The organism is Morganella sp. TYF_1 (assembly GCF_043105645.1).
In the GTDB taxonomy this organism is placed as follows: domain Bacteria; phylum Pseudomonadota; class Gammaproteobacteria; order Enterobacterales; family Enterobacteriaceae; genus Morganella; species Morganella morganii_B.
This window is the reverse complement of sequence record NZ_JBICLU010000007.1, coordinates 161,972-188,559: the sequence shown is the minus strand read 5'-3', so window position 1 is coordinate 188,559 and position 26,588 is coordinate 161,972. Positions and strand designations below refer to the sequence as shown.

The 26,588-nt window shown below is 50.9% G+C and carries 26 protein-coding genes; 19 read left to right on the top strand and 7 right to left on the bottom strand.

What is annotated here, in order from left to right; translation table 11 throughout:
* The first annotated feature begins 403 nt into the window (after positions 1-403).
* Both ACF8OF_RS02345 and mdtD read left to right on the top strand, forming a co-directional pair.
* Positions 404-1,090 carry a FadR/GntR family transcriptional regulator gene (locus tag ACF8OF_RS02345; protein WP_262862576.1) on the top strand — a complete coding sequence of 229 codons (687 nt, stop codon included), beginning with the start codon at positions 404-406 and terminating at the stop codon, positions 1,088-1,090.
* A gap of 53 nt (positions 1,091-1,143) precedes the next feature.
* A complete protein-coding gene (mdtD, locus tag ACF8OF_RS02340) occupies positions 1,144-2,559 on the top strand; it encodes a multidrug transporter subunit MdtD (RefSeq protein ID WP_025153718.1) in 1,416 nt (471 codons plus the stop codon).
* Here mdtD and rbsR read toward each other — a convergent pair.
* The 6 genes from rbsR to rbsD form a co-directional block, all read right to left on the bottom strand.
* Positions 2,556-3,557 carry a ribose operon transcriptional repressor RbsR gene (gene rbsR / locus ACF8OF_RS02335; RefSeq protein WP_392495604.1) on the bottom strand — a complete coding sequence of 334 codons (1,002 nt, stop codon included), beginning with the start codon at positions 3,555-3,557 and terminating at the stop codon, positions 2,556-2,558. The two genes, mdtD and rbsR, sit on opposite strands and share 4 nt — an antisense overlap.
* 4 nt (positions 3,558-3,561) lie before the next feature.
* Positions 3,562-4,488 (bottom strand): ribokinase, encoded by a 927-nt coding sequence (gene rbsK / locus ACF8OF_RS02330; RefSeq protein WP_025153716.1) that lies wholly within the window; start codon positions 4,486-4,488, stop codon positions 3,562-3,564.
* A 64-nt stretch (positions 4,489-4,552) separates the two neighbouring features.
* Entirely contained in the window at positions 4,553-5,443 is an 891-nt protein-coding gene (gene rbsB, locus ACF8OF_RS02325) for a ribose ABC transporter substrate-binding protein RbsB (RefSeq protein ID WP_392495599.1), read from the bottom strand.
* 33 nt (positions 5,444-5,476) lie between these two features.
* Positions 5,477-6,448 (bottom strand): ribose ABC transporter permease, encoded by a 972-nt coding sequence (gene rbsC, locus ACF8OF_RS02320; protein ID WP_004236751.1) that lies wholly within the window; start codon positions 6,446-6,448, stop codon positions 5,477-5,479.
* Positions 6,449-6,451: 3 nt separating this feature from the next.
* Complete coding sequence (rbsA, locus tag ACF8OF_RS02315) at positions 6,452-7,957, bottom strand: ribose ABC transporter ATP-binding protein RbsA (RefSeq protein WP_262882255.1); 1,506 nt, start codon at positions 7,955-7,957, stop codon at positions 6,452-6,454.
* Between the two features lie 7 nt (positions 7,958-7,964).
* The gene (gene rbsD / locus ACF8OF_RS02310) at positions 7,965-8,384 is read right to left on the bottom strand and encodes a D-ribose pyranase (RefSeq protein ID WP_004236749.1); all 420 of its coding nucleotides are present in this window, start codon (positions 8,382-8,384) and stop codon (positions 7,965-7,967) included.
* 359 nt (positions 8,385-8,743) lie between these two features.
* On the opposite strand from rbsD, the gene ACF8OF_RS02305 reads away from it, so the two are divergent.
* From ACF8OF_RS02305 to viaA, 3 genes are all read left to right on the top strand, one after another.
* Positions 8,744-9,319 (top strand): lytic polysaccharide monooxygenase, encoded by a 576-nt coding sequence (locus ACF8OF_RS02305; protein WP_392495597.1) that lies wholly within the window; start codon positions 8,744-8,746, stop codon positions 9,317-9,319.
* Between the two features lie 146 nt (positions 9,320-9,465).
* The gene (ravA, locus tag ACF8OF_RS02300; protein ID WP_392495595.1) at positions 9,466-10,992 is read left to right on the top strand and encodes an ATPase RavA; all 1,527 of its coding nucleotides are present in this window, start codon (positions 9,466-9,468) and stop codon (positions 10,990-10,992) included.
* Positions 10,986-12,440 (top strand): ATPase RavA stimulator ViaA, encoded by a 1,455-nt coding sequence (viaA, locus tag ACF8OF_RS02295; RefSeq protein WP_392495594.1) that lies wholly within the window; start codon positions 10,986-10,988, stop codon positions 12,438-12,440. Before ravA ends, viaA begins: the two co-directional genes overlap by 7 nt.
* A 29-nt stretch (positions 12,441-12,469) precedes the next feature.
* Here viaA and asnA read toward each other — a convergent pair whose 3' ends face one another.
* Positions 12,470-13,462: an aspartate--ammonia ligase gene (asnA, locus tag ACF8OF_RS02290; protein WP_279799212.1), complete on the bottom strand. Its 993-nt coding sequence runs from the start codon at positions 13,460-13,462 to the stop codon at positions 12,470-12,472.
* A gap of 163 nt (positions 13,463-13,625) precedes the next feature.
* On the opposite strand from asnA, the gene asnC reads away from it, so the two are divergent.
* From asnC to glmU, 14 genes are all read left to right on the top strand, one after another.
* On the top strand, positions 13,626-14,087 hold the full coding sequence (asnC, locus tag ACF8OF_RS02285; protein WP_262861256.1) for a transcriptional regulator AsnC: 462 nt from the start codon (positions 13,626-13,628) through the stop codon (positions 14,085-14,087).
* Positions 14,088-14,175: 88 nt separating this feature from the next.
* The gene (gene mioC, locus ACF8OF_RS02280; RefSeq protein WP_392495592.1) at positions 14,176-14,619 is read left to right on the top strand and encodes an FMN-binding protein MioC; all 444 of its coding nucleotides are present in this window, start codon (positions 14,176-14,178) and stop codon (positions 14,617-14,619) included.
* A 372-nt stretch (positions 14,620-14,991) separates the two neighbouring features.
* Positions 14,992-16,881 carry a tRNA uridine-5-carboxymethylaminomethyl(34) synthesis enzyme MnmG gene (gene mnmG / locus ACF8OF_RS02275; protein WP_262861254.1) on the top strand — a complete coding sequence of 630 codons (1,890 nt, stop codon included), beginning with the start codon at positions 14,992-14,994 and terminating at the stop codon, positions 16,879-16,881.
* Between the two features lie 3 nt (positions 16,882-16,884).
* Positions 16,885-17,511 (top strand): 16S rRNA (guanine(527)-N(7))-methyltransferase RsmG, encoded by a 627-nt coding sequence (gene rsmG / locus ACF8OF_RS02270; protein WP_392495590.1) that lies wholly within the window; start codon positions 16,885-16,887, stop codon positions 17,509-17,511.
* Positions 17,512-18,114: 603 nt separating this feature from the next.
* Positions 18,115-18,492: a F0F1 ATP synthase subunit I gene (gene atpI, locus ACF8OF_RS02265; protein WP_004236739.1), complete on the top strand. Its 378-nt coding sequence runs from the start codon at positions 18,115-18,117 to the stop codon at positions 18,490-18,492.
* Between the two features lie 30 nt (positions 18,493-18,522).
* Positions 18,523-19,347, top strand: a complete 825-nt coding sequence (gene atpB / locus ACF8OF_RS02260) for a F0F1 ATP synthase subunit A (RefSeq protein WP_025153704.1) — start codon at positions 18,523-18,525, stop codon at positions 19,345-19,347.
* 48 nt (positions 19,348-19,395) lie between these two features.
* On the top strand, positions 19,396-19,635 hold the full coding sequence (gene atpE, locus ACF8OF_RS02255; protein ID WP_000429386.1) for a F0F1 ATP synthase subunit C: 240 nt from the start codon (positions 19,396-19,398) through the stop codon (positions 19,633-19,635).
* Positions 19,636-19,693: 58 nt separating this feature from the next.
* Positions 19,694-20,164: a F0F1 ATP synthase subunit B gene (atpF, locus tag ACF8OF_RS02250; protein WP_024473723.1), complete on the top strand. Its 471-nt coding sequence runs from the start codon at positions 19,694-19,696 to the stop codon at positions 20,162-20,164.
* Between the two features lie 12 nt (positions 20,165-20,176).
* Positions 20,177-20,710: a F0F1 ATP synthase subunit delta gene (gene atpH, locus ACF8OF_RS02245; RefSeq protein ID WP_004236736.1), complete on the top strand. Its 534-nt coding sequence runs from the start codon at positions 20,177-20,179 to the stop codon at positions 20,708-20,710.
* Between the two features lie 14 nt (positions 20,711-20,724).
* Positions 20,725-22,266, top strand: a complete 1,542-nt coding sequence (atpA, locus tag ACF8OF_RS02240; protein WP_025153702.1) for a F0F1 ATP synthase subunit alpha — start codon at positions 20,725-20,727, stop codon at positions 22,264-22,266.
* 53 nt (positions 22,267-22,319) lie between these two features.
* Positions 22,320-23,183: a F0F1 ATP synthase subunit gamma gene (gene atpG / locus ACF8OF_RS02235; RefSeq protein WP_025153701.1), complete on the top strand. Its 864-nt coding sequence runs from the start codon at positions 22,320-22,322 to the stop codon at positions 23,181-23,183.
* 35 nt (positions 23,184-23,218) lie between these two features.
* Positions 23,219-24,601 (top strand): F0F1 ATP synthase subunit beta, encoded by a 1,383-nt coding sequence (atpD, locus tag ACF8OF_RS02230; RefSeq protein ID WP_024473722.1) that lies wholly within the window; start codon positions 23,219-23,221, stop codon positions 24,599-24,601.
* A 21-nt stretch (positions 24,602-24,622) separates the two neighbouring features.
* On the top strand, positions 24,623-25,048 hold the full coding sequence (locus ACF8OF_RS02225; protein ID WP_004236731.1) for a F0F1 ATP synthase subunit epsilon: 426 nt from the start codon (positions 24,623-24,625) through the stop codon (positions 25,046-25,048).
* 129 nt (positions 25,049-25,177) lie between these two features.
* Positions 25,178-26,551, top strand: a complete 1,374-nt coding sequence (gene glmU, locus ACF8OF_RS02220; protein ID WP_392495586.1) for a bifunctional UDP-N-acetylglucosamine diphosphorylase/glucosamine-1-phosphate N-acetyltransferase GlmU — start codon at positions 25,178-25,180, stop codon at positions 26,549-26,551.
* The last annotated feature ends 37 nt before the right edge of the window (positions 26,552-26,588 follow it).

Genomic DNA, 26,588 nt, shown 5'->3' with positions numbered 1-26,588 from the left:
TATTTTTTGTGATATGTCCTGCGAGTGCCCACACAGATTGTCTGATAAATTGTTAAAGAGCAGTTGCAACCTTCGCTGCCGTTGCCGGTCTTCTGCGTTGTTGCGAGGCTGCGTATATTACGTTTCCAGCCCATTCGAGTCAAGCGTTGTTTTTCAACTTTTCGCTTTTTCTCTTTCTGCCGGAACCGCTTGTCAGCGTGTTGTTCCGTGTCAGTGGTGGCGCATTATAGACACTCGCTGAGATCACGCAAGTGTTTATTTGAAAAAAATGTTTGTTCGCGTTTTTTTTAAACAAAACATGTATATTTGAGCTTTTATTCACCGGTTTTGTCATTAATATGCCCATAATGCGTCTTATATATCATTATCCCGCTTTGTTAATGCATCACGCCAAGGAATCAGAATGCAGTTTTCAGAACAACTCAATGCGTCACAAAAGAACCTGTCTTATCTTCTGGCTGAAAAACTGGGACAGCAGATTTTATCCGGCCAATATCCGCCGGAGTCTATTCTGCCGGGAGAGATTGAGTTGGCGGAGCAGTTCGGGGTAAGCAGGACAGCGGTCCGTGAGGCAGTAAAAATGCTGGCGGCGAAAGGGATGGTCTTACCGCGCCCGCGCATCGGCACCCGGGTGATGCCGGTGATAAGCTGGAATTTTCTCGATCATGACTTTATAAAATGGTGGCTGAGCAGCGGTGACCACCGGCAGGTACTGAAATATTTCCGCGAACTGCGCGCCGCGATTGAACCTCAGGCCTGCGCACTGGCAGCCATGAATGCCGGAAAAGACCAAAAACAGTCACTCTCGTTTCTGTTAAAAGAGATGACCTTATTATCCGCCCATTTTGAGCGGGATAAATGGATAGCGGTTGATCACCGTTTCCACCACCTTATTTACCAGGCGTGCGGAAATCCGTTTTTTTCCTCTTTCGCCAATTTATTTGATTTTGTGTATCACAACTTTTTTGAATCCATCACCACCAATCAGGTTATTGAGATTGATCTCCATAAAGAGATTGTGGATGCCATTATCGACGGCAACGGAGAACGAGCCCGTCAGGCATGTCAGGTGTTGTTGAGTAAAGTGTGAATATGTAATAGTTACACTACTGACCATTCTGAGATAATGCATTAAGGGAAAACATGTTTAAAACAGCCCGGAATATGGCGGGCCTGCCGTGGATTGCCGCAATGGCGTTCTTTATGCAGGCGCTGGATGCCACCATTCTGAACACCGCTCTGCCGGATATTGCCAAAAGCCTGAATCACTCTCCGCTGGCGATGCAGTCCGCTGTGATCAGTTACACCCTGACAGTGGCGCTGCTGATCCCGGTCAGCGGCTGGCTGGCAGACCGCTTCGGCACCCGCCGGATATTTATTATCGCGGTGATTCTGTTTTCCCTCGGTTCTTTATTATGTGCCTTTTCACCCAATCTGCCATTCCTGGTGGTGTCACGGATTATTCAGGGGATAGGCGGGGCAATGATGATGCCGGTGGCCCGCCTGGCATTGCTGCGGGCTTATCCGCGCAGCGAGCTGCTGCCTATTCTTAACTTTGTCACCATTCCGGGGTTAGTCGGCCCGGTGCTGGGGCCGCTGCTCGGCGGGATTCTGGTGACTTACGCCACCTGGCACTGGATTTTTATCATTAATATACCTATCGGGATTCTGGGGATTATTTACGCCATCCGCCATATGCCCGATTTCACCATGCCGAAACGCCGCTTTGATACGTTAGGTTTTGCTCTGCTTGGTGCCGGGCTGGTCTCTGTTTCTGTCAGTCTGGATCTGTTCGGGGATAATGCCCTGGCAGCGGCAACGCCGTTCCTGGTGATGGGCAGCGGTTTTGCGCTGCTGACCTTCTATGCCCTGCACGCCCGCCGTATTTCTGCGCCGATTATTCCGCTGAGTCTGTTCCGCACGCGAACATTCAGTGTCGGGATCGCCGGTAACGTTGCCACACGGCTGGGCACCGGCTGTATTCCGTTTCTGATGCCGCTGATGTTACAGGTTGGTTTTGGTTATCCGGCAGTGGTGGCGGGGATGATGATGGCACCGACGGCAATCGGCTCTATTCTGGCAAAATCGGCGGTCACGCAGATTCTGCGCCGCTATGGTTATCGTCTGACATTATTTGCGGTCACACTGGTGATCGGCGCAATCATTTCATCCTTCTATTTCCAGTCACCGGGAATGTCTATTTACCTGCTGGTGCTGCCGCTGTTTATTCTCGGGATGGCGATGTCCACTCAGTTCACGGCGATGAATACTATTACCCTCGCCGATCTGACCGAGCACAATGCCAGTTCCGGTAACAGTGTACTGGCCGTGACCCAGCAGCTTTCTATCAGTTTCGGGATTGCGGTGAGTGCGTCTGTATTACGCTATTTTGAGTCTCAGGATTGGGGGTCAATCGTTGATAATTTCCATGCCACTTTTGTGACGGTCGGGGTGATGACGATTCTGTCGGCGTTTGTGTTCCTGTTCCTGAGCCGGACTGACGGGCGGAATATGATTAAGAAGAAAACCCGCCCCTCAGACAGTCCCGCCTCACCTTAACGGCAGATAACAGAGCCCCGGTTTATCAGTGCCGGGGTCAGCACCAGCAAATCAGAAGGCGCGTCTGCATCGTCCATACGGCTCAGAAGTTTATCCACTGCCAGTTTGCCCAGCTCATCTTTCGGCTGGTGAATGGTGGTCAGCGGCGGGGTAAGGAATGCCGCCAGATCGATATCATCGTAACCGATAACCGCAATATCCTGCGGGATACGCAACCCTTTCTGCCAGATAGCCTGATACGCACCGACCGCCATCGCATCGTTACCGGCAAATACCGCCTGCGGCGGCACCGGCAGGGAAAGCAGTTGATTCATGGCACTGAAACCGCCGCTGAATTCAAAATCACTCTCCAGCACGTACTCCGGCGGCACATCCAGACCGGCCTGCGCCATGGTGCGGTAAAAACCGTCCAGACGGGATTTGGCCGGTGATTTATCCAGCGGACCGGCAATGCAGGCAATCCGGGTAAAACCATTTTCGATCAGATGACGGGTGGCAATTTCGCCGCCGAGGAAAGAGTTGTCCTGAATCACATCTCCGCCGAACGCAAACGGCGACCAGTCCATCATCACCATCGGCAACCGGGGATAGCGGCTGAACACCTCCGCTGACGGGCCTTTTATCTCAGTACACATCAGCAGCAGGCCATCCACCCGTTTTTGCAGCAGCGTTTCCAGGCTGCTGTTCATCCGTTTGTAATCCCCTTCGGTATTACAGAGGATCAGGCTGTAGCCGCGTTCATAACAACTGCGCTCCACGCCGCGGACAACTTCCGCATAAAACGGGTTATTACTGGTGGTCACCAGCATTCCGATGGTATTGGTGCGGTTCATTTTCAGGCTGCGCGCAAGTGCAGACGGCGCGTAATTCAGTTCGGCAATGGCATCATTCACCTTCTTGCGCACGCCGTCACTGACAAAGCGGTTATTGTTGATGACATGGGAAACTGTCGAGGTGGATACCCCCGCCAGCCGCGCCACGTCTTTCATCGTCGCCACAGTCTTAACCACGCTCCGCAAGGAAAGCATCAATTTCACGGCGCCACGGCACCGATGGCTGCGCCCCCCGGCGGGTGACGGCGATCGCGGCGGCGGCATGGGCAAAACGCACAGCGTCATCTGCCGGTTTTCCTTCCAGCAGCGCCGTGACATACGCGCCGTTAAAGGTATCACCGGCTGCAATGGTATCCACCGCATTAACGTTAAAGCCGGGGATCCGGCGACCTTCACCGTTAACACTCAGCCAGACACCCCGGCTGCCCAGCGTGATCAGAACCTGTTCAATGCCTTTATCGTGCAGTACCTGCGCCGCGTTGGCTGCGCCGGCTTCATCACTGACAGAAATACCGGTCAGCTTTTCCGCTTCGGTTTCATTCGGGGTGATAACGTCCACCAGCTTCAGCAGGCTGTCCGGTAATTCCCGCGCCGGGGCCGGATTGAGGATCACTCTGGTCTGATGATTTTTTGCAGCCTGCGCGGCGGCGATCACGGTTTCCAGCGGGGATTCCAGCTGCATCAGCAGGGCATCGGATTGTTCAACAAGCCCTTTATAAGGCGCAAAATGTGCCGGTGTCAGCGCAGCATTGGCACCGGCACTGATGCCGATGACGTTTTCACCGTCTTCATTCACAAAAATCATCGCCACGCCGGTGGTCGCTTCCGGTACCACGCTGACTGCGGCGGTGTGAATACGATCGCGCTGCAACTGTGCCAGGATTTCCGCGCCGATAGCATCATCCCCCACACAGGCAATAAAGGTAATATCAGCACCGCTGCGTCCGCAGGCCACCGCCTGGTTCGCGCCTTTGCCGCCGAAGGCTGTCTGATATTGCTTACCGATCACCGTTTCGCCGGGTGCCGGGAACTGTGCAATATTCATAATATGATCGACATTAATACTGCCGAGAACGGTCAGACGGGATGTTGTCATTACCTTTATTTCCTTTATTACTGACAATACTCCCCGGCACGGTGTACCGGGGAGGCTGATATCGTTAGTCTTTTACAATCAGTTCTAACTCAACCGGAATGGTTTTGTCGATTTTTTCGCCTTTCAGGACTTTATCGGCGGTCTGAATACCGATAATGCCGATCTGGTCAGGACGCTGTGCCACGGTTGCACCCAGTTTGCCGCTTTTCACCGCTTTGATGCCGTCCGCTGTGCCGTCGAAGCCGACCACCAGCACATCATCACGGCCTGCAGTCTGCAATGCACGCTGCGCACCTAATGCCATTTCATCGTTCTGGGCAAATACCGCCTGAACAGCCGGATGTGCAGTCAGCAGGTTCTGCATGACGTTCAAACCTTTGGTACGGTCGAAATCTGCCGGCTGGCTGGCCAGCACATTCATTTTATGTTCAGCAACCGCCTGTTTGAAACCTTCACCGCGCTCACGGGAAGCTGAAGTCCCGGTGATACCTTCCAGCTGGATAACTTTAGCATCCGCGCCGGTTTTACGGGCGATAAAGTCACCGGCCAGTTTGCCGCCGAGAACGTTATCAGAGGCAACGTGGCTGACCACTTCACCTTTATTGGCAACACGGTCCAGAGTGATAACCGGGATATTGGCTTTGTTGGCCAGGATCACGGCGTTACCGACCGCATCAGAGTCTGTCGGGTTAATCAGCATCAGTTTGGTGCCTTTCACGGTCAGATCCTGCACGTTAGCCAGTTCTTTTGCCGGGTTATCCATAGAATCCAGAACCACCAGGTCATAACCGAGTTTATCCGCTTCTTTCTGCGCACTGTCTTTCATGGTGACAAAGAACGGGTTATTCAGTGTGGAGATCACCAGGGCAATGGACTCTTTTGCCAGTGCATTGGCGCTGATAGTGGCGCTCAGTGCAACAACGGAGAAAAGGGTCGCAATCTTTTTCAGTTTCATGTTTCTGTTCCTTGCAGGATTCGGGTAAGTGGATTATTTACTGCTTTTGTTATCAACGAGTACAGCCAGCAAAATCACAACCGCTTTAACAATCATCTGGTAGTTGGAGGAGATCCCCAGCAGATTCAGCGCGTTGTTCAGAAAACCTAAAATCAGCGCCCCGATCAGGGTGCCCATAATACGGCCTTTACCCCCGGCAAGACTGGTGCCGCCGAGTACCACAGCCGCAATCGCATCCAGCTCATAACCGTTACCGGCCATCGGCTGTGCGGACGATAAACGCGCCACTTCAATCACACTGGCTAATGCCGCCAGCAGACCACAGAGGGCATAAACAATGATTTTGATTTTATCGACATTAATACCGGACAGGCGGGTGGCGGATTCATTACCGCCCAGCGCATAGATATAACGCCCCAGACGAGTGTGATGCAGCAGATACCAGGCCGCCGCGAAAACAACAATCATCAGCCATACCGGTGCCGGGATGCCGAACAGACGCCCGATACCAAACCAGCTGAACACATCGGCGTTATCACTGAATCCGGTACTGATCGGGCTGCCGTCGGTATACACACGGGTCACACCGCGCAGTAACAGCATCATCACCAGCGTGGCGATAAAAGCCTGCACTTTCCCTTTCGCGACAATCACCCCGGTCACACCGCCGATAGCCGCGCCCAATGCCAGCGCACCGGCGACAGCCACAATGGCGTTAACATCCGCGCCCACCATGGAGGCCGCCACCGCACCGGTCAGAGCCAGCAGTGAGCCGACAGACAGGTCAATCCCGGAGGTCAGGATCACCAGCGTCATCCCCACCGCCATAATGGCGTTCACAGAGGTCTGCTGGAGAATATTGAACAGGTTATTCAGGGTAAAAAAGTTCGGGCTGATCATGGAGACAATCACAATCAGGATCAGCAGTGCTATCAGTGATTTCTGCTCAAGCAGCCATTCTTTGGAAAACCAGCGTTTTGACGCCGGGGTTGAATCTGTACGCATATCTTACTCCTGCCCTGCGCCATATTGTTTGCCGACTGCGGCGGCCATTAATGCTTCCTGAGTGACGTTTTCCGCGGCAAACTCCCCGCTTATCCGTCCTTCGTGCATGACCAGAATCCGGTCACTCATCCCCATCACTTCCGGCATTTCCGATGAAATAAGGATGATACTCAGGCCTTCCTGTTTAAATTTGTTGATCAGCTGATAAATCTCTTTCTTCGCCCCGACATCCACACCGCGTGTCGGTTCGTCGAGGATGAGGACTTTCGGCCGCGTCATCAGACCGCGGGCGATCGCCACCTTCTGCTGATTACCACCGGATAAGAACCCGATGATCTGATCCATGCCAGGGGTTTTGATATTGAACAGCTGAATAAAATCGCTGACGGTCAGATGTTCTTCTTTATGATTAAGGCGTCCGGTTTTGCTGCTGAAATACGGCAGCGCCGTCAGAGACATGTTTTCTTTTACTGACATCCCCAGCACCAGACCATCACGTTTGCGGTCTTCGGAGATATACACGATGCCATTATTCAGCCCGGCTTTCGGCGAGTTTATCTGACAGACGTTGCCGTCCATTTCTACCGTTCCGCCGGTTTTTGCCATCGCGCCGTAAATGATTTTCATCAGTTCAGTACGCCCGGCCCCCATCAGCCCGGAAACGCCGAGAATTTCATTCTCATGCAGCGTGAAACTGACATCATGCACATCACGACCGCACAGGTTTTTCACCACCAGCTTTTCTTTGCCGCGCGGCAGAGTCAGACGCGGATACTGATCTTCCAGCTTGCGCCCGACCATCATTTCAATCAGGGTATCCTCAGTCAGGTCAGATACCGGTTTTTCACCGATAAACTGGCCGTCGCGGAACACTGTCACGTCATCACAAATCTCAAAAATCTCTTTCAGACGGTGAGAAATATAGACAATCCCGCAGCCCTGCTCACGCAGTTCGCGGATCACACTGAAGAGCGATTCGGTTTCAGTGTCCGTCAGGGCATCTGTCGGTTCATCCATAATGATGACTTTCGACTCAAAACTGAGCACCTTGGCGATTTCCACCATCTGCTGATCGCCGATGGACAGTTCCGCTACCAGCCGGTGACTGCTGTAAGCAAGATTCAGACGGGCCAGTAACTTATCCGCTTCAGCGTACATCTTTTTCCAGTCAATGTTGCCGAAACGGCCGGTAAACTCGCGGCCGAGAAAAATGTTTTCTGCAATCGTCAGTTCCGGGATCAGGTTCAGCTCCTGATGGATAATCCCGATACCGGCTTCCTGCGACGACTTCGGCCCCGTAAACTGACGCTCCTGCCCCAGAAACAGAATCTGACCGGCATCTTTTTTATAGATCCCGGTCAGCACTTTCATCATGGTGGATTTACCGGCGCCGTTCTCTCCGACCAGCGCCATCACTCTGCCGGGGTAGACCCGCAGGGCGGCACCGGATAACGCTTTCACACCCGGGAACGCTTTATCGATACCTTTGAGTTCAAGTAACGGTTCCATAGACACCTCAGAATGTCACGCCGGAGAACAGCATCACATTGGCAAACGGTGTGCACTCACCGGTCCGGATCACGGCACGGCTGTTTTGTGTCTGTAACTTGAAAGAGGCATGAGTCACATACTGAATCTGAATCACATTACCCTGCTGTAATTCCAGTGCTTTCAGATGTGCCACGATCGCATCGTGCAGCTCACTGTTATGTGTCTGGATATCTTCCGCCATCAGCGCGGCTTCCACCTGCATCTCCTGCGTGATGACCTTAAACACCGACATAAAATCAGGCACACCCTGCGTTAATGCCAGATCAATACGTGGTGTGGCGGGCGGGATCGGCAGCCCGGCATCAGCAACAGTAATATGGTCGGTATGACCCAGACGCGCGATAACTGCGGAAACATCACCGTTCAGTAAAGCCCCTTTCTTCATAAAATCCTCCTGAGCGAAACGTTTCGCTTTTAAACTATGGTAGGAAAAATACCGGAAAACTCAATATTCATCCATAAAAAGTGTGATGGTGATCGAAACGTTTCGCTTAAGAATGTGTTAAATAAAAAAGCTAACTGATTGAATGAGTTACAGCTGAATGGATTCAATAAATAAAATAAAAAAACCGTTAACGCCGTCATCCGTCAGTCTGCAGCCTGAATAACACCCTAAATATATTACACCACCGTAACAATATGATATATATGTATATTATTTAAATAAGAATGGATAACTTTTGATATTCAGGGATATATCAATATATTGTTATGTTGCTCTGGTACATATAACCGGAGTTGTTTATGAAAAAGCACATCATTATTACCGCAGTATTGGCCAGCCTGTTTTCAGCATCCGTTCTTGCTCATGGATTTGTCACCAAACCTGCCAGCCGGGCCGCAAATTGCCAGTTAAAGAAAAATAATCCTCAAATGTGCGCATCTGCACAATGGGAACCTCAGAGTATTGAAGCGCTTTCAGGGTTTCCCGGCGGAAAATTCCCGCCTGATGGTCATCTTGCCAGCGGAAATATTGAACGCTTTATTCCGCTGGATATGATCGGCGATATTTGGTTTAAGGAAAAAGTAAAACCAGGGAAAATGGATTTTGAATGGAAAATAACCGCAGCACACTCAACCAGAAACTGGCGATACTATATAACAAAACCAGACTGGAACCAGGAGGTACCACTAAACAGAGAAGCGTTTGAATCTGAACCATTCTGTTATTTTGAAGACCACGGCAGTGTTCCGCCATACACCGTAACTCATCAGTGTGAAGTGCCGGAACGAAAGGGCTATCAAATCATTTATGCCGTATGGGAAATAGCCGATACCCCTAACAGTTTTTACCAGGTTATTGACGCCGATTTTAACTAATTACATCAGCTGCCGGGATATATATCGGCAGCTTTTTTACCATAAAAAAATCGAAAAACAGAAGAAACGTGATTTTACGCAGTAAACGCGGTAGCTTTTTTAGTTTATAAACGCAGAAACTGTATCAGTAAATTCACGGGAGTCCCATGCAACGTTCTGAACGTATCGCCCGGCTGAGCCGCCATCTGGAATCCGGGCTGTATGAACGACAGCACGCCATCCGGCTCTGCTTACTGGCCACCCTCAGCGGGGAAAGTGTTTTTCTGCTCGGCCCGCCGGGAATTGCCAAAAGTATGATTGCACGGCGGATGAAACTGGTTTTCAGTGACGCCCGTGCCTTTGAGTATCTGATGACCCGCTTCTCCACCCCGGAGGAGATCTTCGGCCCGCTCTCGATTGCGGCACTGAAAGATGAAGGGAAGTATCAGCGCATCACGCAGGGATACCTGCCGGATGCGGAAATCGTGTTTCTCGACGAAATCTGGAAAGCGGGTCCCGCTATCCTCAATACCCTGCTGACAGCAATTAACGAACGCAAATACCGCAACGGCGACAGCGAAAGCCCTATTCCGATGCGGCTGCTGGTGGCCGCCTCCAACGAACTGCCGGATAACGACAGCAGCCTGGAAGCCCTCTATGACCGGATGCTGATCCGCTTATGGCTGGATAAATTACAGGAAAAACAGAGCTTCCGCGCCATGCTCATCAGCACACCGGGGGCATCGGATGAACAGATCCCCGCGCATCTGCAGGTAACCGATGAGGAATATCATCAGTGGCAGGAAGAGATTGACCGTGTTGTGCTGACCGATCAGATATTTGAACTGATTTATCAGCTCCGTCAGCAGATTGAGCGGCTGGATAACGCGCCGTATATCTCAGACCGGCGCTGGAAAAAGGCACTGCGGCTGTTACAGGCCAGTGCGTTTTTTAACGACCACAGCAGTATCACGCCTCTTGATCTGATTTTGCTGAAAGACTGCCTGTGGCATGATTCCGCCTCACTGAAATCCGTTCCGCAACTGCTGACACAACTGATGTGTGAGCAGGCCTATCAGCAGCGCAGCCTGTTACTGAAACTGGAAAAATACTATCAGGAATGGCTCCTGGAAACGCAGACTCAGCAACAGCGTGATGCCTTCAGTGTGATCCGCAGCAGTGCCCGTTTCGGGCGCAAAGTCAGTTACGCTCTGCCGGATACGCTGCCGCCCAGCCCGGTCACCCTCTTTTTACATAACCCGCTGACATTACATGATATGACAGTCACTCATGTGACTATTGAGCGCTCAGCCTTTGATATCTTCTTTGATAAAGGCGTCTTTGATCAAGGAGGGAACATTGCGGCAAAACTCAACGGCATCGGCTTTACCCAGTCGGTATCCGCTGCCGTGAATGATAACGGCCTTCTGGAACTGCGTGATGTCAGTCTGCGCAGCAGTACCCTGTTCCCGGCGGGTACCGAAAGCCGGATGACAGAAGCACAGAAGCAAATCTGGCTCGATAAGCTTTCGGTGATACGCCAGACACTGGTGCAGCAGCGTCAGCTGTTTGCACAGCATCAGCCGGCACTGTTTGTCAGTGACGACTGGATTGCACAGATAGAGGAGAGCTTTCTGCCGGTGACAGAGCGCCTCGATAAACTGGCACAGCAAATGAGCAGCACCCCGTGTTAAGTCTTTCGGCACTGGATCTGGCGCTGGCAGTTAATGAAGGGGAACTCATTGAGGAGATCCTGCTGACACTGCTGGCGGCTCCGCAGCTGGCGTGGTTTTTTGAAAAGCACCCGCGGTTACGCCGTGCGGTGCTGACCGATATGCCGTCATGGCGGAAATCACTGGAAGAACGGGTGAAAGAGGCGCTGGTTCCGGCGGCACTGGCAGATGAGTTCCGTCTTTACCAGCAGAGCACCGCTGCAGACCGGACAGAATTTTACCGCCTGCTGCCGGAAATCCTCAAAACGCTGGAGGACATCAACTCGCCGTTCTCGCCGGAAGCACACCGTCTGCACAGAGATGAGCAGGAAACCACCTCTCATCAGATATTATTCAATCAGCGCTGGCGTATCAGCCTGATTTTACAGGTCACCACCTACCACAAAGAGATCCTGGAGCAGGAAAAAGAACAGCTTCTTGCCGAACTTCAGCAGCATCTGGCACTGAGCGGCAATCTTGATCCGCTGATCAGTGAAAATGAGCAGGCTTCCGGTAAGTTATGGGATCTGGCGAAAGGATCACTAAAATCCCCCGGCCCGGCGGACGATCTCCTGCTGCGTTACAGCGAGTTTTTAAAATCCCAGCCGGAACTGGAAAAACTGGCCTCACTGCTGGGGCGAAGCCAGACAGCAAAATCCGTTCCTCAGGACAGTGCGGTGACAGAGCCGGTCATCATTACCGAGCTGGTGCCGGATCAGACCCCGGAAGAGGTCAGCGGGGTCGGGCTGAGTGATGATGTGCTGCGTCTTCTGCCCGCCGAGCTGGCATTACTCGGTATCAGCGGCCTGGAGCTGGAGTTTTACCGGAAGCTGGCCGAGAAGCAGTTATACACCTACCGGTTACAGGGCGATCACTGGCAGGAACGGCAGGTGATGCGGCCGATCGTTCATCATAAAGATGAAAAACAGCCGCGCGGACCCTTCATTATCTGTATCGATACTTCCGGCTCGATGGGCGGTTTTAATGAGCGCTGCGCCAAAGCGTTTTGTCTCGCGCTGGTCAAAATCGCTATGGCCGATAACCGGCAGTGCCATGTCATGCTCTTCTCCACCGAACAGGTGCATTATGATTTTCTCGGCCCGGACGGTATAGAACAGATGACCCGCTTTCTGCTTCAGAGTTTTAAAGGCGGAACAGACCTGGCATCCTGTCTGACAGAGGCGGCAAAACGGCTGGAAACGCCGCAGTGGCGTGATGCGGATGTGGTGGTGATGTCTGATTTTATTGCCCAGCGGCTGCCGGATGAGGTGGTGAAGCAGGTAAAACGTTCACAGCAGCAGGGAAAACACCGCTTCCATGCGGTAGCCCTGTCCCATTACGGAAAGCCCGGTATCATGCGGATTTTTGATCACATCTGGCGTTTTGATACCGGCTTAAAAAATCGTCTGCTGCGCCGTTTCAGGCGGTGAGCCACCGGGCTCACCGTACAGCAAAAGTATTACAGCATATCAGAGATGGTTTCACGCACTTCCGGTGCCCACACACTGCATTGTACCTGGCCGATATGGCTGCGCTGAAGCAGTAACATCACCAGACGTGACTGACCGATCCCGCCGCCGATCGTCTGCGGCATTTCACCGGCTGCCAGCGATTTGTGCCAGTCCAGCTCCATCCGCACCTGCTGACCGGTCAGATCCAGCTGACGCGCCAGGGTGACCGGATCAACACGGATCCCCATTGAGGATATCTCGAACGCATCCTGCAGTACCGGGTTCCACACGATGATATCCCCGTTCAGCCCTTTGTAGCCGTCACTGTTCTCAGTGGTCCAGTCATCATAATCCGGTGCACGGACATCATGAGACTCACCATGAGATAATTGACCGCCGATGCCGATTAAGAAGACGGCACCCAGTTCTTTCGCGATGGCGCGCTCACGGCCTTTGGCATCCAGGTCCGGGTAGCGTGCAAGCAGTTCTTCAGAGTGAATAAAATGAATTTGGTCCGGCAGGAACGGTGTCAGACCAAATTCCTTACTTACTGCAAGTTCTGTTTCTTTTATTGTCTGATATATTTTACTCACTGTCTGCTTCAGATAAGGCAGCGTACGCTCCTCATCTGCCATCACTTTTTCCCAGTCCCACTGATCAACATAGACAGAATGGATTGGGGTTAAGCGATCCTCATCAGGACGCAACGCTTTCATGTCGGTGTACAGACCCTGGCCCGGCTGAAAATCAAAACGCCCTAAGGTTTTGCGTTTCCATTTAGCCAGTGAATGAACGACTTCAAAGGTTGAGCCCGGCAATGATTTAACTTTCACCTGAACCGCTTTTTCGCTGCCGGATAAATTATCCTGAGTACCATCACCCACGCGGCTTAAGATTGGCCCCTGGACTTCAATAAGGCCCAGTTGTTTTTCCAGCAGACGTGAGAAGTAAGACTTCACGAAGCTGATTTGCTGCTGCTGTCGGATGAATGATTTTTCCATGATAATAATCCTTGATATGCGGAACATGTATTGCCTGTGAAATAGATTAAGCAACAGAATGGGGTATAAATTCAATATCCTTTAGCAAAAATACCCTTTGCTATTTATAAAATTCATTTTTATGATGCTAAAAATGAATTTTCGTTAATTTAAGGGGCGTAAAATGGCCGAAATTTATCAGATCGACAATCTGGACCGTGACATACTTCACGCTTTAATGGCGAATGCCCGCACACCTTACGCGGAATTAGCGAAAAAATTTGCCGTCAGTCCCGGTACGATCCATGTCCGGGTCGAAAAAATGAAGCAGGCGGGTATCATCACCGGCACCCGGGTGGATATCAGTGAAAAACAGCTGGGATTTGATGTGACCTGCTTTATCGGCATCATCCTGAAAAGCGCCAAAGATTACCCGGCCGCCCTCAGGAAACTCGATAAACTGGATGAAGTGGTGGAAGTCTATTACACCACCGGGCAGTACAGCATCTTTATAAAGGTGATGTGCAAAACAATAGAATCTTTACAGGACGTACTTATCAACAAGATCCAGAGTATTGATGAGATACAGTCCACTGAAACCCTGATCTCCTTACAGAACCCGATCATACGAACGATCCGCCCGTAAGAAAAAATTCTTATAACCACATTATCCACAGGTAGATCCCAGCTGTTTCACAGCGTACAATAGCCGCTCTTTACAGCAGGGGATCACCATGACCACAGTTACTCTCATCACAGGCAGTACCATGGGCAGCGCAGAATATGTCGCTGAGCATGTTGCTGAAATACTGGAAAACACCGGTTTTACCACCGATGTGCAGCACGGGCCTGAAGCGGATGACGTGCCGCAACAGAACAGTACCTGGTTAATAGTCACCTCCACACACGGTGCCGGTGATCTCCCTGAAAATATACAGCCGTTTGCCGATGCGCTGCGTGAGCAGCAGCCGGATCTCAGTTCCGTCCGTTACGGGGCTATCGGGATCGGCAGCAGTGAATATGACACCTTCTGTGGTGCAGTCCGTACACTGGATACCCTGCTCACCTCTCTGGGTGCGAAAAAAATCGGTCAGTCACTCGAAATTGATATTCAGAAACACGACATTCCTGAAGATCCGGCTGAGATCTGGATCGAAGAATGGAAAAATTTACTCTGATTTGCTGATAAAAACAGCGATCAACTGTGGATAACTCAGGGATCAACTTGCGATCAACCCGTAGTTATTCACTGTATAAGATCACTCTCCGTCAGGCCCTGTGAATAAGTAGCCGTTTTGATCCCAGCTTATACTGAACAGGATCAACGGTACTTCACAGGAAATGATCCTTTACAGTTTTATGATCTTTATGGGGATTTAACACTTATCCACAGAGGATCGCGATCCTAATAAAAGATCTAATAAAGAGATCTTTAAATAAAAAGATCTTTATATAATTACCTGCGTCTTTACCGCTCATGGTCAGACGGCAAGAGTTGAGTTATATTCTCTCCCCCGATGCGCTACTGCATTTTGTAATGAAGGTTTAACATGTTTTATCCGGATCATTTTGACGTCATTGTTATCGGCGGTGGCCACGCCGGTACTGAAGCTGCAATGGCTGCGGCACGTATGGGCCGTCAAACACTTTTACTGACTCACAATATCGACACTCTGGGTCAGATGTCCTGCAACCCTGCTATCGGTGGGATCGGTAAAGGGCATCTGGTTAAAGAGATCGATGCACTCGGCGGATTAATGGCACATGCTACTGACCGTGCCGGTATTCAGTTCAGAACCCTGAACGCCAGCAAAGGACCGGCAGTTCATGCCACCCGTGCTCAGGCTGACCGTGTGCTTTACCGTCTGGCTGTGCGCACCGCACTGGAAAACCAGCCTAACCTGATGATTTTCCAGCAGCCGGTTGAAGATCTTATCGTTGAAAACGATACCGTTACCGGTGCAGTAACCCGCATGGGATTGAAATTCAGAGCCAAATCGGTGGTACTGACTGTCGGGACATTCCTGGATGGCAAAATTCACATCGGACTGGAAAATTACAGCGGCGGCCGTGCCGGTGATCCGCCGTCCGTCTCGCTGTCACACCGTCTGCGGGAACTGCCGCTGCGTGTCGGTCGTCTGAAAACAGGGACACCGCCGCGTATTGACGCCCGGACTATCGACTTTGCTCAGCTGACGCCACAATTTGGTGACAACCCTATGCCGGTATTCTCCTTCATGGGCAGTGCGGATGAGCATCCTGAACAGATGCCGTGCCATATCACCTACACCAATGAAAAAACCCATGAAGTGATCCGCAATAACCTCGATCGCAGCCCGATGTACGCCGGTGTGATCGAAGGGATCGGCCCGCGTTACTGCCCGTCCATCGAAGACAAAGTGATGCGCTTTGCGGATCGTAACCAGCATCAGATCTTCCTGGAGCCGGAAGGCCTGACAAGCAATGAAATTTACCCGAACGGTATCTCCACCAGCTTACCGTTTGATGTACAGATGCAGATTGTTCACTCGATGAAAGGTATGGAAAACGCACGGATTATGCGTCCGGGTTATGCCATCGAGTATGATTTCTTTGACCCCCGCGACCTGAAACAGACGCTGGAAAGCAAATACCTGCACGGCCTGTTCTTTGCCGGACAAATCAACGGCACCACCGGTTACGAAGAAGCGGCTGCCCAGGGGCTGCTGGCCGGTCTGAACGCCGCCCGCTATTCTGCCGATCAGGAAGGCTGGTTCCCGCGCCGTGATCAGGCGTATATCGGTGTGCTGGTGGACGACCTCTGTACACTCGGTACCAAAGAGCCGTACCGGATGTTTACCTCACGGGCGGAATACCGTCTGATGCTGCGTGAAGACAACGCAGATGCCCGTCTGACCGAAACCGGTCGTGAACTGGGTCTGGTGGATGACGCACGCTGGGCACACTTCAGTGAAAAAATGGAGCTGATCGAGAAAGAACGTCAGCGCCTGAGAGATATCCGCGTTCACCCGCAGTCCGGAAGCGTGAAAGAGATCAACGCGATCCTGAACACGCCTCTCTCCAAAGAAGCGACCGGGGAAGATCTTCTGCGCCGTCCGGAGATGGACTATAACCGGCTGATGACCCTGAGTGATTTCGCACCGGGGGTTGATTCACCGGCAGCAGCACAGCAGGTGGAAATCCAGGTGAAATACGAAGGGTATATCTCCCGTCAGCAGGATGAAATTCAGCGCCAGCTGCGTAATGAGAACGCCACACTGCCTGTTGATCTCGATTACAAACAGGTGAGCGGGCTGTCTAACGAAGTGGTGGCAAAACTCAACGACCACAAACCGACCTCGATCGGCCAGGCATCGCGGATCTCCGGTATTACACCGGCGGCTATCTCTATCCTGCTGGTCTGGCTGAAAAAGCAGGGTCTTCTGCGGCGGAGTGCGTAACGGATGCGTGATTTACAGCAACAACTTACCGCACTGCTGCGCAGTGCGGATATCCGGCTGACTGATCAGCAGAAACAGCAGCTGACCGGTTATGTGGAGATGCTCCACAAGTGGAACAAAGCTTATAACCTGACCTCTGTCCGCCAGCCGGAACAGATGCTGGTGCGTCATATCATGGACAGTATCGTGGTGGAACCACATCTGACCGGCAGCCGGTTTATTGATGTCGGCACCGGTCCCGGGCTTCCCGGTGTGCCGCTGGCGATTGTCCGTCCTGAGTCTCATTTTGTCCTGCTCGACAGCCTGGGCAAGCGTGTGCGCTTCCTGAAACAGGTTCAGCATGAACTGGGGCTGATCAACATCGAACCGGTTCAGAGCCGCGTGGAAGAGTATCAGGGTGAACCATTTGACGGAGTTATCAGTCGTGCATTTGCATCACTGGACGATATGCTCAGCTGGTGTCATCAACTGCCGGTACCGGAAACCGGGCGCTTTTTTGCACTGAAAGGCAGTGTCCCGGAAGAGGAACTGACCCGGTTACCGGAAGGCATTTCTCTCGTCAGTGTCGAAAAACTGGTTGTGCCAAAACTGGATGAACAGCGTCACTTGGTCATTCTTAAAGCAAACTGAGTTTGCGGTACGTCAAAAAACAGAAATATTTTTAAGGGGACGGAGTCAGCGCATTTTCTGCACCGTCCCTTTGTTTTTCCGGGAATGAAAATAAAATGCGTAACGGGGCCTTTACAAAATGACAACGGCGGATTGATTACTTCCCGGTAAGTTTATCTGCGAAAAATTTCATGCCGGATCATTTTTACTGACAACGTATTATTTCAAAAATATTTATTTTATTTAAAATTAATCTGTAAATATCAGTTAAATATTTATTTTTTCAATTAACTGGTTGATTGATATTGCTATTTTTACAGCGGTTGATCGCTATAAAATGTTAATTCAACTAATGTATTTTATGTTATGTGATTTTTGTCACGTTTCAGAAATGAGTTGTACGTCGTATTCTGAGGTAGGGTAAACTCTATTTTTTGTACGATTTGTGGTGGCGACAAAGAAATTAAATTTTTATTCACTTTTTCGCTACTTATTGATTGAAAACAATCTGGCTGCCCGTATAATTTGCTCGTTTTTGTCTCTTGACACTCTCGCTCAAAGGCAGTTTTATACATCACTCAGTAAGCCTGACCCCGGAAGGTGCACACGGAGAAACTAAATGTCATGTCTGTCTCCCTTTTCAACGGAAAATTGACCAAAAAACTGTTGTTTTTGCAGTTTATGACGTTTGTTGTTCTTAGTGCGCTTTTTTGCATAAAAAGTATCGAATGGGGTGCTTCCGCGCTGGCCGGGGGAGTTGCCGCATGGATACCGAATGCGATTTTTTTGCTGATCAGTAACCGGCAGAAAGCGCATGAGGAACCGCAGTCGTACCGGATTGCATGGTTTTTTGTGGTAGGGGAAGGGTTTAAAGTTATCTTCGCGATAGCGATACTGATGATTGCTTTAGGAGTGTTTAAAGCGGCAGTTGCACCACTGGTCTTGACCTATTTAGCGGTGCTTTTCGTGCAGATTATCGCACCGGCCGTGCTAAGCGGTTAGCGGTTTTAACAACAAAGGGTAAGAGGCATCATGTCTGCATCAGGAGAAAGTTTAACCACAAAAGAGTATATCAGTGGCCACCTGAATAACCTTCAGCTGGACCTGAATACTTTCGAGCTGGTCAATCCCCATGCGAACGCGACTCCATCTTTTTGGACGCTGAACATTGACTCCCTTTTCTTCTCAGTCGTATTAGGTATTTTCTTTTTATGGCTTTTCAGAAGGGTGGCAAAGAAAGCGACGAGTGGCGTTCCCGGGAAATTTCAGACTGCGGTAGAAATGCTTATCGGCTTCGTTGACAGCAACGTCCGTGATATGTATCACGGCAAGAGCAAGGTTATTGCACCTCTCGCATTAACAGTGTTCGTGTGGGTGCTGCTGATGAACGCACTGGACTTATTACCAATCGACTTCATTCCGTATATCGGTGAACACATCCTCGGTTTACCTGCGCTGCGTATCGTTCCGACCGCAGACGTAAGTATCACACTGTCGATGGCGATTGGTGTATTCGTTCTTATCCTCTTTTACAGCTTCAAGATGAAAGGCGTGAAAGGATTTGCAAAAGAGCTGACATTACAGCCTTTTAACCATCCGTTATTCATTCCTGTCAACCTGATTCTGGAAGGGGTAAGCCTGCTGTCAAAACCTGTTTCCCTCGGTCTGCGACTGTTTGGGAACATGTATGCAGGTGAGCTGATCTTCATTCTTATTGCAGGTCTGCTACCGTGGTGGTCACAATGGTTACTGAGCCTTCCGTGGGCGATTTTCCACATACTGATTATTACGTTACAAGCCTTTATTTTCATGGTTCTGACGATCGTCTATCTGTCGATGGCGTCTGAAGAGCATTAATTTTATTACCAATAACTGTGATTTAACTGAAACAAACTGGAGACTGTCATGGAAAACCTGAATATGGATCTGCTGTACATGGCTGCCGCTGTAATGATGGGCCTGGCGGCTATCGGTGCTGCGATCGGTATCGGCATCCTCGGTGGGAAATTTTTAGAAGGCGCTGCACGCCAGCCGGATTTAATCCCTCTGCTGCGTACTCAGTTCTTCATCGTAATGGGTCTGGTTGACGCCATCCCGATGATTGCTGTGGGTCTGGGCTTGTATGTAATGTTTGCGGTTGCGTAGTGATACGGCCACTCCCGGATATTTACATCAACTCAATTAGATAAAGAGGTATTGTGCTGTGAATCTTAACGCAACAATCCTCGGCCAGGCCATCGCGTTTGTCCTGTTTGTTTTGTTCTGTATGAAGTATGTATGGCCACCGATCATGGCGGCCATTGAAAAACGTCAGAAAGAAATTGCTGACGGTTTATCTTCCGCAGAACGTGCTAAAAAGGACCTGGACTTAGCGCAAGCCAATGCGACCGACCAAATGAAAAAAGCGAAAGCGGAAGCATCTGCCCTGATCGATCAAGCGAATAAACAACGCGCTCAGATCATCGATGAGGCAAAAGCAGAAGCGGAAGTTGAACGTAGCAAAATCGTAGCACAGGCGCAGGCGGAAATTGACGCCGAACGCAAACGTGCCCGTGAAGAGTTACGTAAACAGGTCGCCATTTTAGCTGTCGCGGGTGCCGAGAAAATTATTGAACGTTCCGTGGATGAAGCTGCTAACAGCGACATCGTTGATAAACTTGTCGCTGAACTGTAAGGAGGGTGGGGCATGTCAGAAATCGTTACTGTAGCTCGCCCCTACGCCAAAGCAGCTTTTGACTTTGCTGTGGAAAACCGGGCCGTTGAAAAATGGCAGGATATGCTGGCATTTGCCGCGGAAGTGACACGCAATGAGCAGATCGACGATCTGATTTCCGGTTCTTTTGCTCCGGAAACCCTGGCTCAGGCGTTTATCACTGTTTGCGGTGAGCAGATTGACGAGCATGTTCAGAACCTGGTTCGTATCATGGCTGAGAATGGTCGCTTAGTGACCCTGCCGGAAGTTAGCCGTCAGTTCGCAACACTGCGGGCTGCGCTGGAGTCAACCGTTGAGGTTGAAGTCACTTCAGCCGGCGAACTCAATGAACAGCAGCTGGCGAAAATTTCTGCAGCGATGGAAAAACGTCTGTCACGCAAAGTTAAGCTGAATTGCAAAATTGATAAGTCAGTTATCGCGGGGTTTGTATTGCGCGCCGGTGACCTTGTCATCGACAACAGCATTCGCAATCGACTCGAGCGTTTAACCGACGTCTTGCAGTCTTAAGGGGACTGGAGCATATGCAACTGAATTCCACCGAAATCAGCGAACTGATCAAGCAGCGCATTGCTCAGTTCAATGTCGTGAGTGAAGCTCACAACGAAGGTACGATTGTCTCCGTCAACGACGGTATCATTCGTATCCACGGTTTAGCCGAAGTTATGCAGGGTGAGATGATCTCTCTGCCGGGCAACCGTTATGCTATCGCACTGAACCTGGAGCGCGACTCTGTTGGTGCGGTTGTAATGGGTCCTTATGCCGACCTGGCAGAAGGCATGAAAGTCAAATGTACCGGTCGTATTCTGGAAGTGCCGGTTGGCCGTGGCCTGTTAGGCCGTGTGGTCAACACCCTGGGTGAGCCTATCGATGGTAAAGGCCAGGTTGAGCACGATGGTTTCTCACCTGTCGAAGTTATCGCACCGGGTGTTATCGACCGTCAGTCCGTTGATCAGCCTGTACAGACCGGTTATAAGTCTGTCGATGCGATGATTCCAATCGGCCGTGGTCAGCGTGAGCTGGTCATCGGTGACCGTCAGACCGGTAAAACCGCACTGGCAATCGATGCCATCATCAACCAGCGCGATTCCGGCATCAAATGTATTTACGTCGCAATTGGTCAGAAAGCGTCCACTATTGCTAACGTTGTCCGTAAATTAGAAGAGCACAATGCGCTGGCCAACACGATTGTTGTGGTCGCGAGTGCGTCTGAATCTGCGGCACTGCAATACCTGGCGCCGTATTCCGGTTGTGCAATGGGTGAATACTTCCGTGACCGCGGTGAAGACGCGTTAATCATTTATGATGACCTGTCAAAACAAGCGGTTGCTTACCGTCAGATCTCCCTGCTGCTCCGTCGTCCGCCCGGACGTGAAGCCTATCCTGGTGACGTTTTCTATCTGCACTCCCGTCTGCTGGAACGTGCTGCGCGTGTTAACGCGGAATATGTGGAAGCGTTTACCAAGGGTGAAGTGAAAGGCAAAACCGGTTCTCTGACCGCGCTGCCAATCATCGAAACGCAGGCAGGGGACGTATCAGCGTTCGTTCCGACTAACGTTATCTCCATCACTGATGGTCAGATCTTCCTGGAATCCGCGCTGTTCAACGCCGGTATCCGTCCTGCGGTTAACCCGGGGATCTCCGTATCCCGTGTGGGTGGTGCAGCACAGACCAAGATCATGAAAAAACTGTCCGGTGGTATCCGTACCGCTCTGGCACAGTATCGTGAACTGGCGGCGTTCTCACAGTTCGCATCTGACCTTGATGATGCAACCCGTAAACAGCTTGACCACGGTCAGAAAGTTACCGAGTTGCTGAAGCAGAAACAGTATGCACCAATGTCAGTGGCACAACAGTCTCTGTCACTGTATGCAGCTGAGCGTGGTTACCTGGAAGATATCGAAATTTCGAAAGTCGTGCCGTTTGAAGCTGCTCTGATTGGCTACGCCACTCGTGAACATGCTGATCTTCTGAAAGAAATCGACCAGACGGGTAGCTATAACGATGATATCGAAGCGAAGTTGAAAAACGTGCTCGATACCTTCAAGGCGACTCAGTCCTGGTAATACTAAACGGCCTGTGTGAACAGTACAGGCCGTCTGGTTCATGAGGAGAGCAAATGGCCGGCGCAAAAGAGATACGTTCTAAGATCGCCAGCGTACAAAATACGCAGAAGATCACTAAAGCGATGGAAATGGTCGCGGCGTCCAAAATGCGTAAAACGCAGGACCGCATGGCGGCCAGCCGTCCTTATGCAGAGACCATCCGCAGTGTGATTGGTCACATTGCATTGGGTAATCTGGAATATAAACATCCATACCTCGAAGAACGCGAGGTTAAGCGTGTCGGGTACCTGGTTGTTTCTACCGACCGTGGTTTGTGTGGTGGTTTGAACATTAACCTGTTCAAGAAGCTGATTGTCGAAATGAAAGACTGGTCTGACAAAGGTGTTCAGACTGATCTGGCTCTGATCGGGTCCAAAGCAGCGTCATTCTTTGCCTCTGTGGGCGGGAATGTGGTTGCTCAGGTTAACGGCATGGGTGATGAACCTTCGCTGGCTGACCTTATCGGTTCGGTAAAAGTCATGCTTCAGGCCTACGACGAAGGTCGTCTTGACAAGCTGTACATTGTAACTAACCGGTTTGTGAATACCATGTCTCAGGTTCCGACCATTGTTCAGGTTTTGCCGTTACCGCCAAGCGATGACGAAAACCTGAAGAAGAAAACCTGGGATTATTTATACGAACCTGATCCTAAAGCGTTACTGGATTCCCTTTTACGGCGCTACATCGAAGCGCTGGTATACCAGGGCGTTGTGGAAAACCTGGCCAGTGAGCAGGCCGCCCGTATGGTTGCAATGAAAGCTGCAACGGATAACGGCGGTAACATGATCAAAGAGCTGAATTTAGTTTACAACAAAGCGCGTCAGGCAAGCATTACACAAGAACTCACCGAGATTGTGTCCGGTGCTGCCGCGGTTTAACACCCAGGTTTTACGAATTACGTAGAGGATTCAAGATGGCTACTGGAAAAATCATCCAGGTTATCGGCGCCGTTGTGGACGTCGAATTTCCTCAGGATGCAGTACCGAAAGTGTACGATGCGCTTGAGGTAAAAAATGGTAATGAAAAACTGGTGCTGGAAGTTCAGCAGCAGTTAGGCGGCGGGGTTGTCCGTTGTATCGCTATGGGTACATCTGACGGTCTGAGCCGTAATCTGGAAGTAACCGATTTAGGCCACCCGATCGAAGTCCCTGTCGGCGTGAAAACCTTAGGACGTATCATGAACGTTCTGGGTGATCCGATCGATATGAAAGGTGACATCGGCGCAGAAGAAAAATGGTCTATTCACCGTGCTGCACCAACATACGAAGAACTGTCTAACTCCCAGGAACTGCTGGAAACAGGTATCAAAGTAATGGACCTGATCTGCCCGTTCGCGAAGGGGGGTAAAGTCGGTCTGTTCGGTGGTGCGGGTGTGGGTAAAACCGTAAACATGATGGAACTGATCCGTAACATCGCGATCGAGCACTCCGGTTACTCTGTATTCGCAGGGGTGGGTGAGCGTACCCGTGAAGGTAACGACTTCTATCATGAAATGACAGACTCCAACGTTCTGGACAAAGTATCACTCGTGTACGGCCAGATGAACGAGCCACCGGGAAACCGTCTGCGCGTTGCGCTGACCGGTCTGACCATGGCGGAAAAATTCCGTGATGAAGGCCGCGACGTACTGCTGTTCGTTGATAACATCTACCGTTATACCCTGGCCGGTACGGAAGTATCCGCGCTGTTAGGCCGTATGCCTTCAGCGGTAGGTTACCAGCCGACACTGGCGGAAGAAATGGGTGTGCTTCAGGAACGTATCACATCGACCAAAACAGGCTCTATCACGTCTGTACAGGCCGTTTACGTCCCTGCCGATGACTTAACTGACCCATCTCCTGCAACGACGTTCGCCCACCTTGATGCGACCGTCGTTCTGAGCCGTCAGATTGCGTCTCTGGGTATTTACCCTGCGGTTGACCCGCTGGATTCCACCAGCCGTCAGCTTGACCCGCTCGTTGTTGGTCAGGAGCACTACGATGTTGCCCGTGGCGTACAGTCAATCCTCCAGCGTTATCAGGAACTGAAAGATATCATCGCAATCCTCGGGATGGATGAGCTGTCAGAAGAAGATAAACTGGTTGTTGCCCGTGCCCGTAAAATCCAGCGCTTCCTGTCTCAGCCGTTCTTCGTGGCAGAAGTCTTCACCGGTTCACCGGGTAAGTTCGTTTCCCTGAAAGACACAATCCGTGGCTTTAAAGGCATCCTGGAAGGTGATTACGATCATCTGCCGGAGCAGGCGTTCTACATGGTGGGTACCATCGAAGAAGCTGTGGAAAAAGCGAAGAAGATTTAATCCGGTTGACAGGAGGCTGATATGTCTGCAATGACGTTTCACCTGACGGTAGTAAGTGCCGAAAAACAACTGTTTAAGGGCTTAGTCCAGAAGATTCAGGTGACAGGCAGTGAAGGTGAGCTGGGTATTTACCCGATGCATACCCCGCTGCTGACTGCCATAAAACCGGGCATGGTACGGATTGTTAAGCAATTTGGTGAAGAAGAGCTGATCTACCTTTCAGGCGGAATGCTCGAAGTACAGCCAAACGGCGTTATCGTACTTGCGGACACGGCTATCCGTGCAAACGATCTGGATGCTGCACTGGCGATGGAATCAAAACGCCGCGCAGAAGAAAACATCCGGAAAGCACATGGTGACGTGGATTATGCTCAGGCATCAGCCGAATTGGCAAAAGCAATTGCAAAATTACGTGTAATTGACGAATTAGCCAAGAAGATGATGTAACCGAGGCAGTTAAAATATAAAAGCCAGTCAGTATCCGCTGACTGGCTTTTTTGCGTTGCGAAATATGTGGTATTTTCGTGTGTAAACAGGTTTACTTGGCACTCTAAAAGAGGAGCGATCAGATTTCTTATGTCTACGAATGCTAAAAGTGTGGTAATTCTCGCTGCGGGTAAAGGTACCCGGATGTACTCCGCGCTGCCGAAGGTATTGCATCACCTGGCGGGCAAACCGATGGTTCAGCATGTGATTGATACTGCCCTTTCGCTGGGCGCACAGAACGTGCATCTGGTTTACGGACACGGCGGTGATTTATTACAGAATACGCTGTCGGATCAGAATCTGAACTGGGTTTTACAGGCAGAACAACTGGGAACCGGGCATGCGATGCAGCAGGCTGCACCTCACTTTGCCGATGACGAAGATATTCTGATGCTGTACGGCGATGTTCCGCTAATCGCGGCTGAAACCCTGGAACGCCTGATGGCGGTCAAACCGGAAGGTGGTATTGGTCTGCTGACGGTGATTCTGGATAACCCGGCGGGCTACGGCCGTATTATCCGTGAAAATGGTCAGGTGACCGGGATAATCGAACAGAAAGATGCCTCTGAAGAGCAGCAGAAAATCAACGAAATCAACACCGGTATTCTGGTGGCCAACGGCGGCGATCTCAAACGCTGGTTAGCAAAACTGAACAACAATAATGCGCAGGGTGAATTTTATATCACCGATATTATTGCCATTGCGCATCAGGAAGGGCGTCGTATTGAGACTGCTCATCCGGAAAAACTGAGTGAAATGGAAGGGGTGAATAACCGCCTTCAGCTCGCGGCGCTGGAGCGTATTTATCAGCGTGAACAGGCTGACCGCTTGTTACTCGAAGGTGTGATGATTCTGGATCCGGCCCGTTTTGATCTGCGCGGTACCCTGACACACGGTAAAGATGTCATTATCGACGTGAATGTCATTATCGAAGGCAATGTGACTCTCGGTAATAATGTGGTGATTGGTGCCGGTTGTGTGCTGAAAGATTGCGTTATCGGTGATGGCTCTGTGCTCAGCCCGTATACCGTGGTGGAATCATCTGAAATGGCACGCGACTGTACTGTCGGGCCGTTTGCCCGTCTGCGTCCGGGCTCTGTGCTGGCGGATAAAGCCCATGTCGGCAACTTTGTTGAAATGAAGAAAGCGACACTGGGGATCGGTTCCAAAGCCGGGCACCTCAGCTATCTGGGGGATGCGGAAATCGGTAACGACGTGAATATCGGTGCCGGAACCATCACCTGTAACTATGATGGCGCAAACAAATTTAAAACCGTGATCGGTGATGATGTTTTTGTCGGCTCTGATACCCAGCTGGTGGCGCCGGTCACTATCGGGAAAGGTGCGACTGTCGGTGCCGGTACAACCGTAACCAAAGATGTGGGTGATAATGAACTGGTGATAAGCCGGGTCAGACAAACCCAGATTACCGGCTGGAAACGCCCGGTAAAAATGAAAAAGTAAATACAATAATAACCCCATATCTACACAGCCCGGGGAC

Bases quoted from the DNA above. Each gene is read 5' to 3' on its own strand.
- ACF8OF_RS02345 (WP_262862576.1), top strand. From the start codon at position 404: ATGCAGTTTTCAGAACAACTCAATGCGTCACAAAAGAACCTGTCTTAT.
- mdtD (WP_025153718.1), top strand. From the start codon at position 1,144: ATGTTTAAAACAGCCCGGAATATGGCGGGCCTGCCGTGGATTGCCGCA.
- rbsK (WP_025153716.1), bottom strand. From the start codon at position 4,488: ATGACAACATCCCGTCTGACCGTTCTCGGCAGTATTAATGTCGATCAT.
- rbsB (WP_392495599.1), bottom strand. From the start codon at position 5,443: ATGAAACTGAAAAAGATTGCGACCCTTTTCTCCGTTGTTGCACTGAGC.
- rbsC (WP_004236751.1), bottom strand. From the start codon at position 6,448: ATGCGTACAGATTCAACCCCGGCGTCAAAACGCTGGTTTTCCAAAGAA.
- rbsA (WP_262882255.1), bottom strand. From the start codon at position 7,957: ATGGAACCGTTACTTGAACTCAAAGGTATCGATAAAGCGTTCCCGGGT.
- rbsD (WP_004236749.1), bottom strand. From the start codon at position 8,384: ATGAAGAAAGGGGCTTTACTGAACGGTGATGTTTCCGCAGTTATCGCG.
- ACF8OF_RS02305 (WP_392495597.1), top strand. From the start codon at position 8,744: ATGAAAAAGCACATCATTATTACCGCAGTATTGGCCAGCCTGTTTTCA.
- ravA (WP_392495595.1), top strand. From the start codon at position 9,466: ATGCAACGTTCTGAACGTATCGCCCGGCTGAGCCGCCATCTGGAATCC.
- asnA (WP_279799212.1), bottom strand. From the start codon at position 13,462: ATGGAAAAATCATTCATCCGACAGCAGCAGCAAATCAGCTTCGTGAAG.
- asnC (WP_262861256.1), top strand. From the start codon at position 13,626: ATGGCCGAAATTTATCAGATCGACAATCTGGACCGTGACATACTTCAC.
- mioC (WP_392495592.1), top strand. From the start codon at position 14,176: ATGACCACAGTTACTCTCATCACAGGCAGTACCATGGGCAGCGCAGAA.
- mnmG (WP_262861254.1), top strand. From the start codon at position 14,992: ATGTTTTATCCGGATCATTTTGACGTCATTGTTATCGGCGGTGGCCAC.
- rsmG (WP_392495590.1), top strand. From the start codon at position 16,885: ATGCGTGATTTACAGCAACAACTTACCGCACTGCTGCGCAGTGCGGAT.
- atpI (WP_004236739.1), top strand. From the start codon at position 18,115: ATGTCTGTCTCCCTTTTCAACGGAAAATTGACCAAAAAACTGTTGTTT.
- atpB (WP_025153704.1), top strand. From the start codon at position 18,523: ATGTCTGCATCAGGAGAAAGTTTAACCACAAAAGAGTATATCAGTGGC.
- atpE (WP_000429386.1), top strand. From the start codon at position 19,396: ATGGAAAACCTGAATATGGATCTGCTGTACATGGCTGCCGCTGTAATG.
- atpH (WP_004236736.1), top strand. From the start codon at position 20,177: ATGTCAGAAATCGTTACTGTAGCTCGCCCCTACGCCAAAGCAGCTTTT.
- atpA (WP_025153702.1), top strand. From the start codon at position 20,725: ATGCAACTGAATTCCACCGAAATCAGCGAACTGATCAAGCAGCGCATT.
- atpG (WP_025153701.1), top strand. From the start codon at position 22,320: ATGGCCGGCGCAAAAGAGATACGTTCTAAGATCGCCAGCGTACAAAAT.
- atpD (WP_024473722.1), top strand. From the start codon at position 23,219: ATGGCTACTGGAAAAATCATCCAGGTTATCGGCGCCGTTGTGGACGTC.
- ACF8OF_RS02225 (WP_004236731.1), top strand. From the start codon at position 24,623: ATGTCTGCAATGACGTTTCACCTGACGGTAGTAAGTGCCGAAAAACAA.
- glmU (WP_392495586.1), top strand. From the start codon at position 25,178: ATGTCTACGAATGCTAAAAGTGTGGTAATTCTCGCTGCGGGTAAAGGT.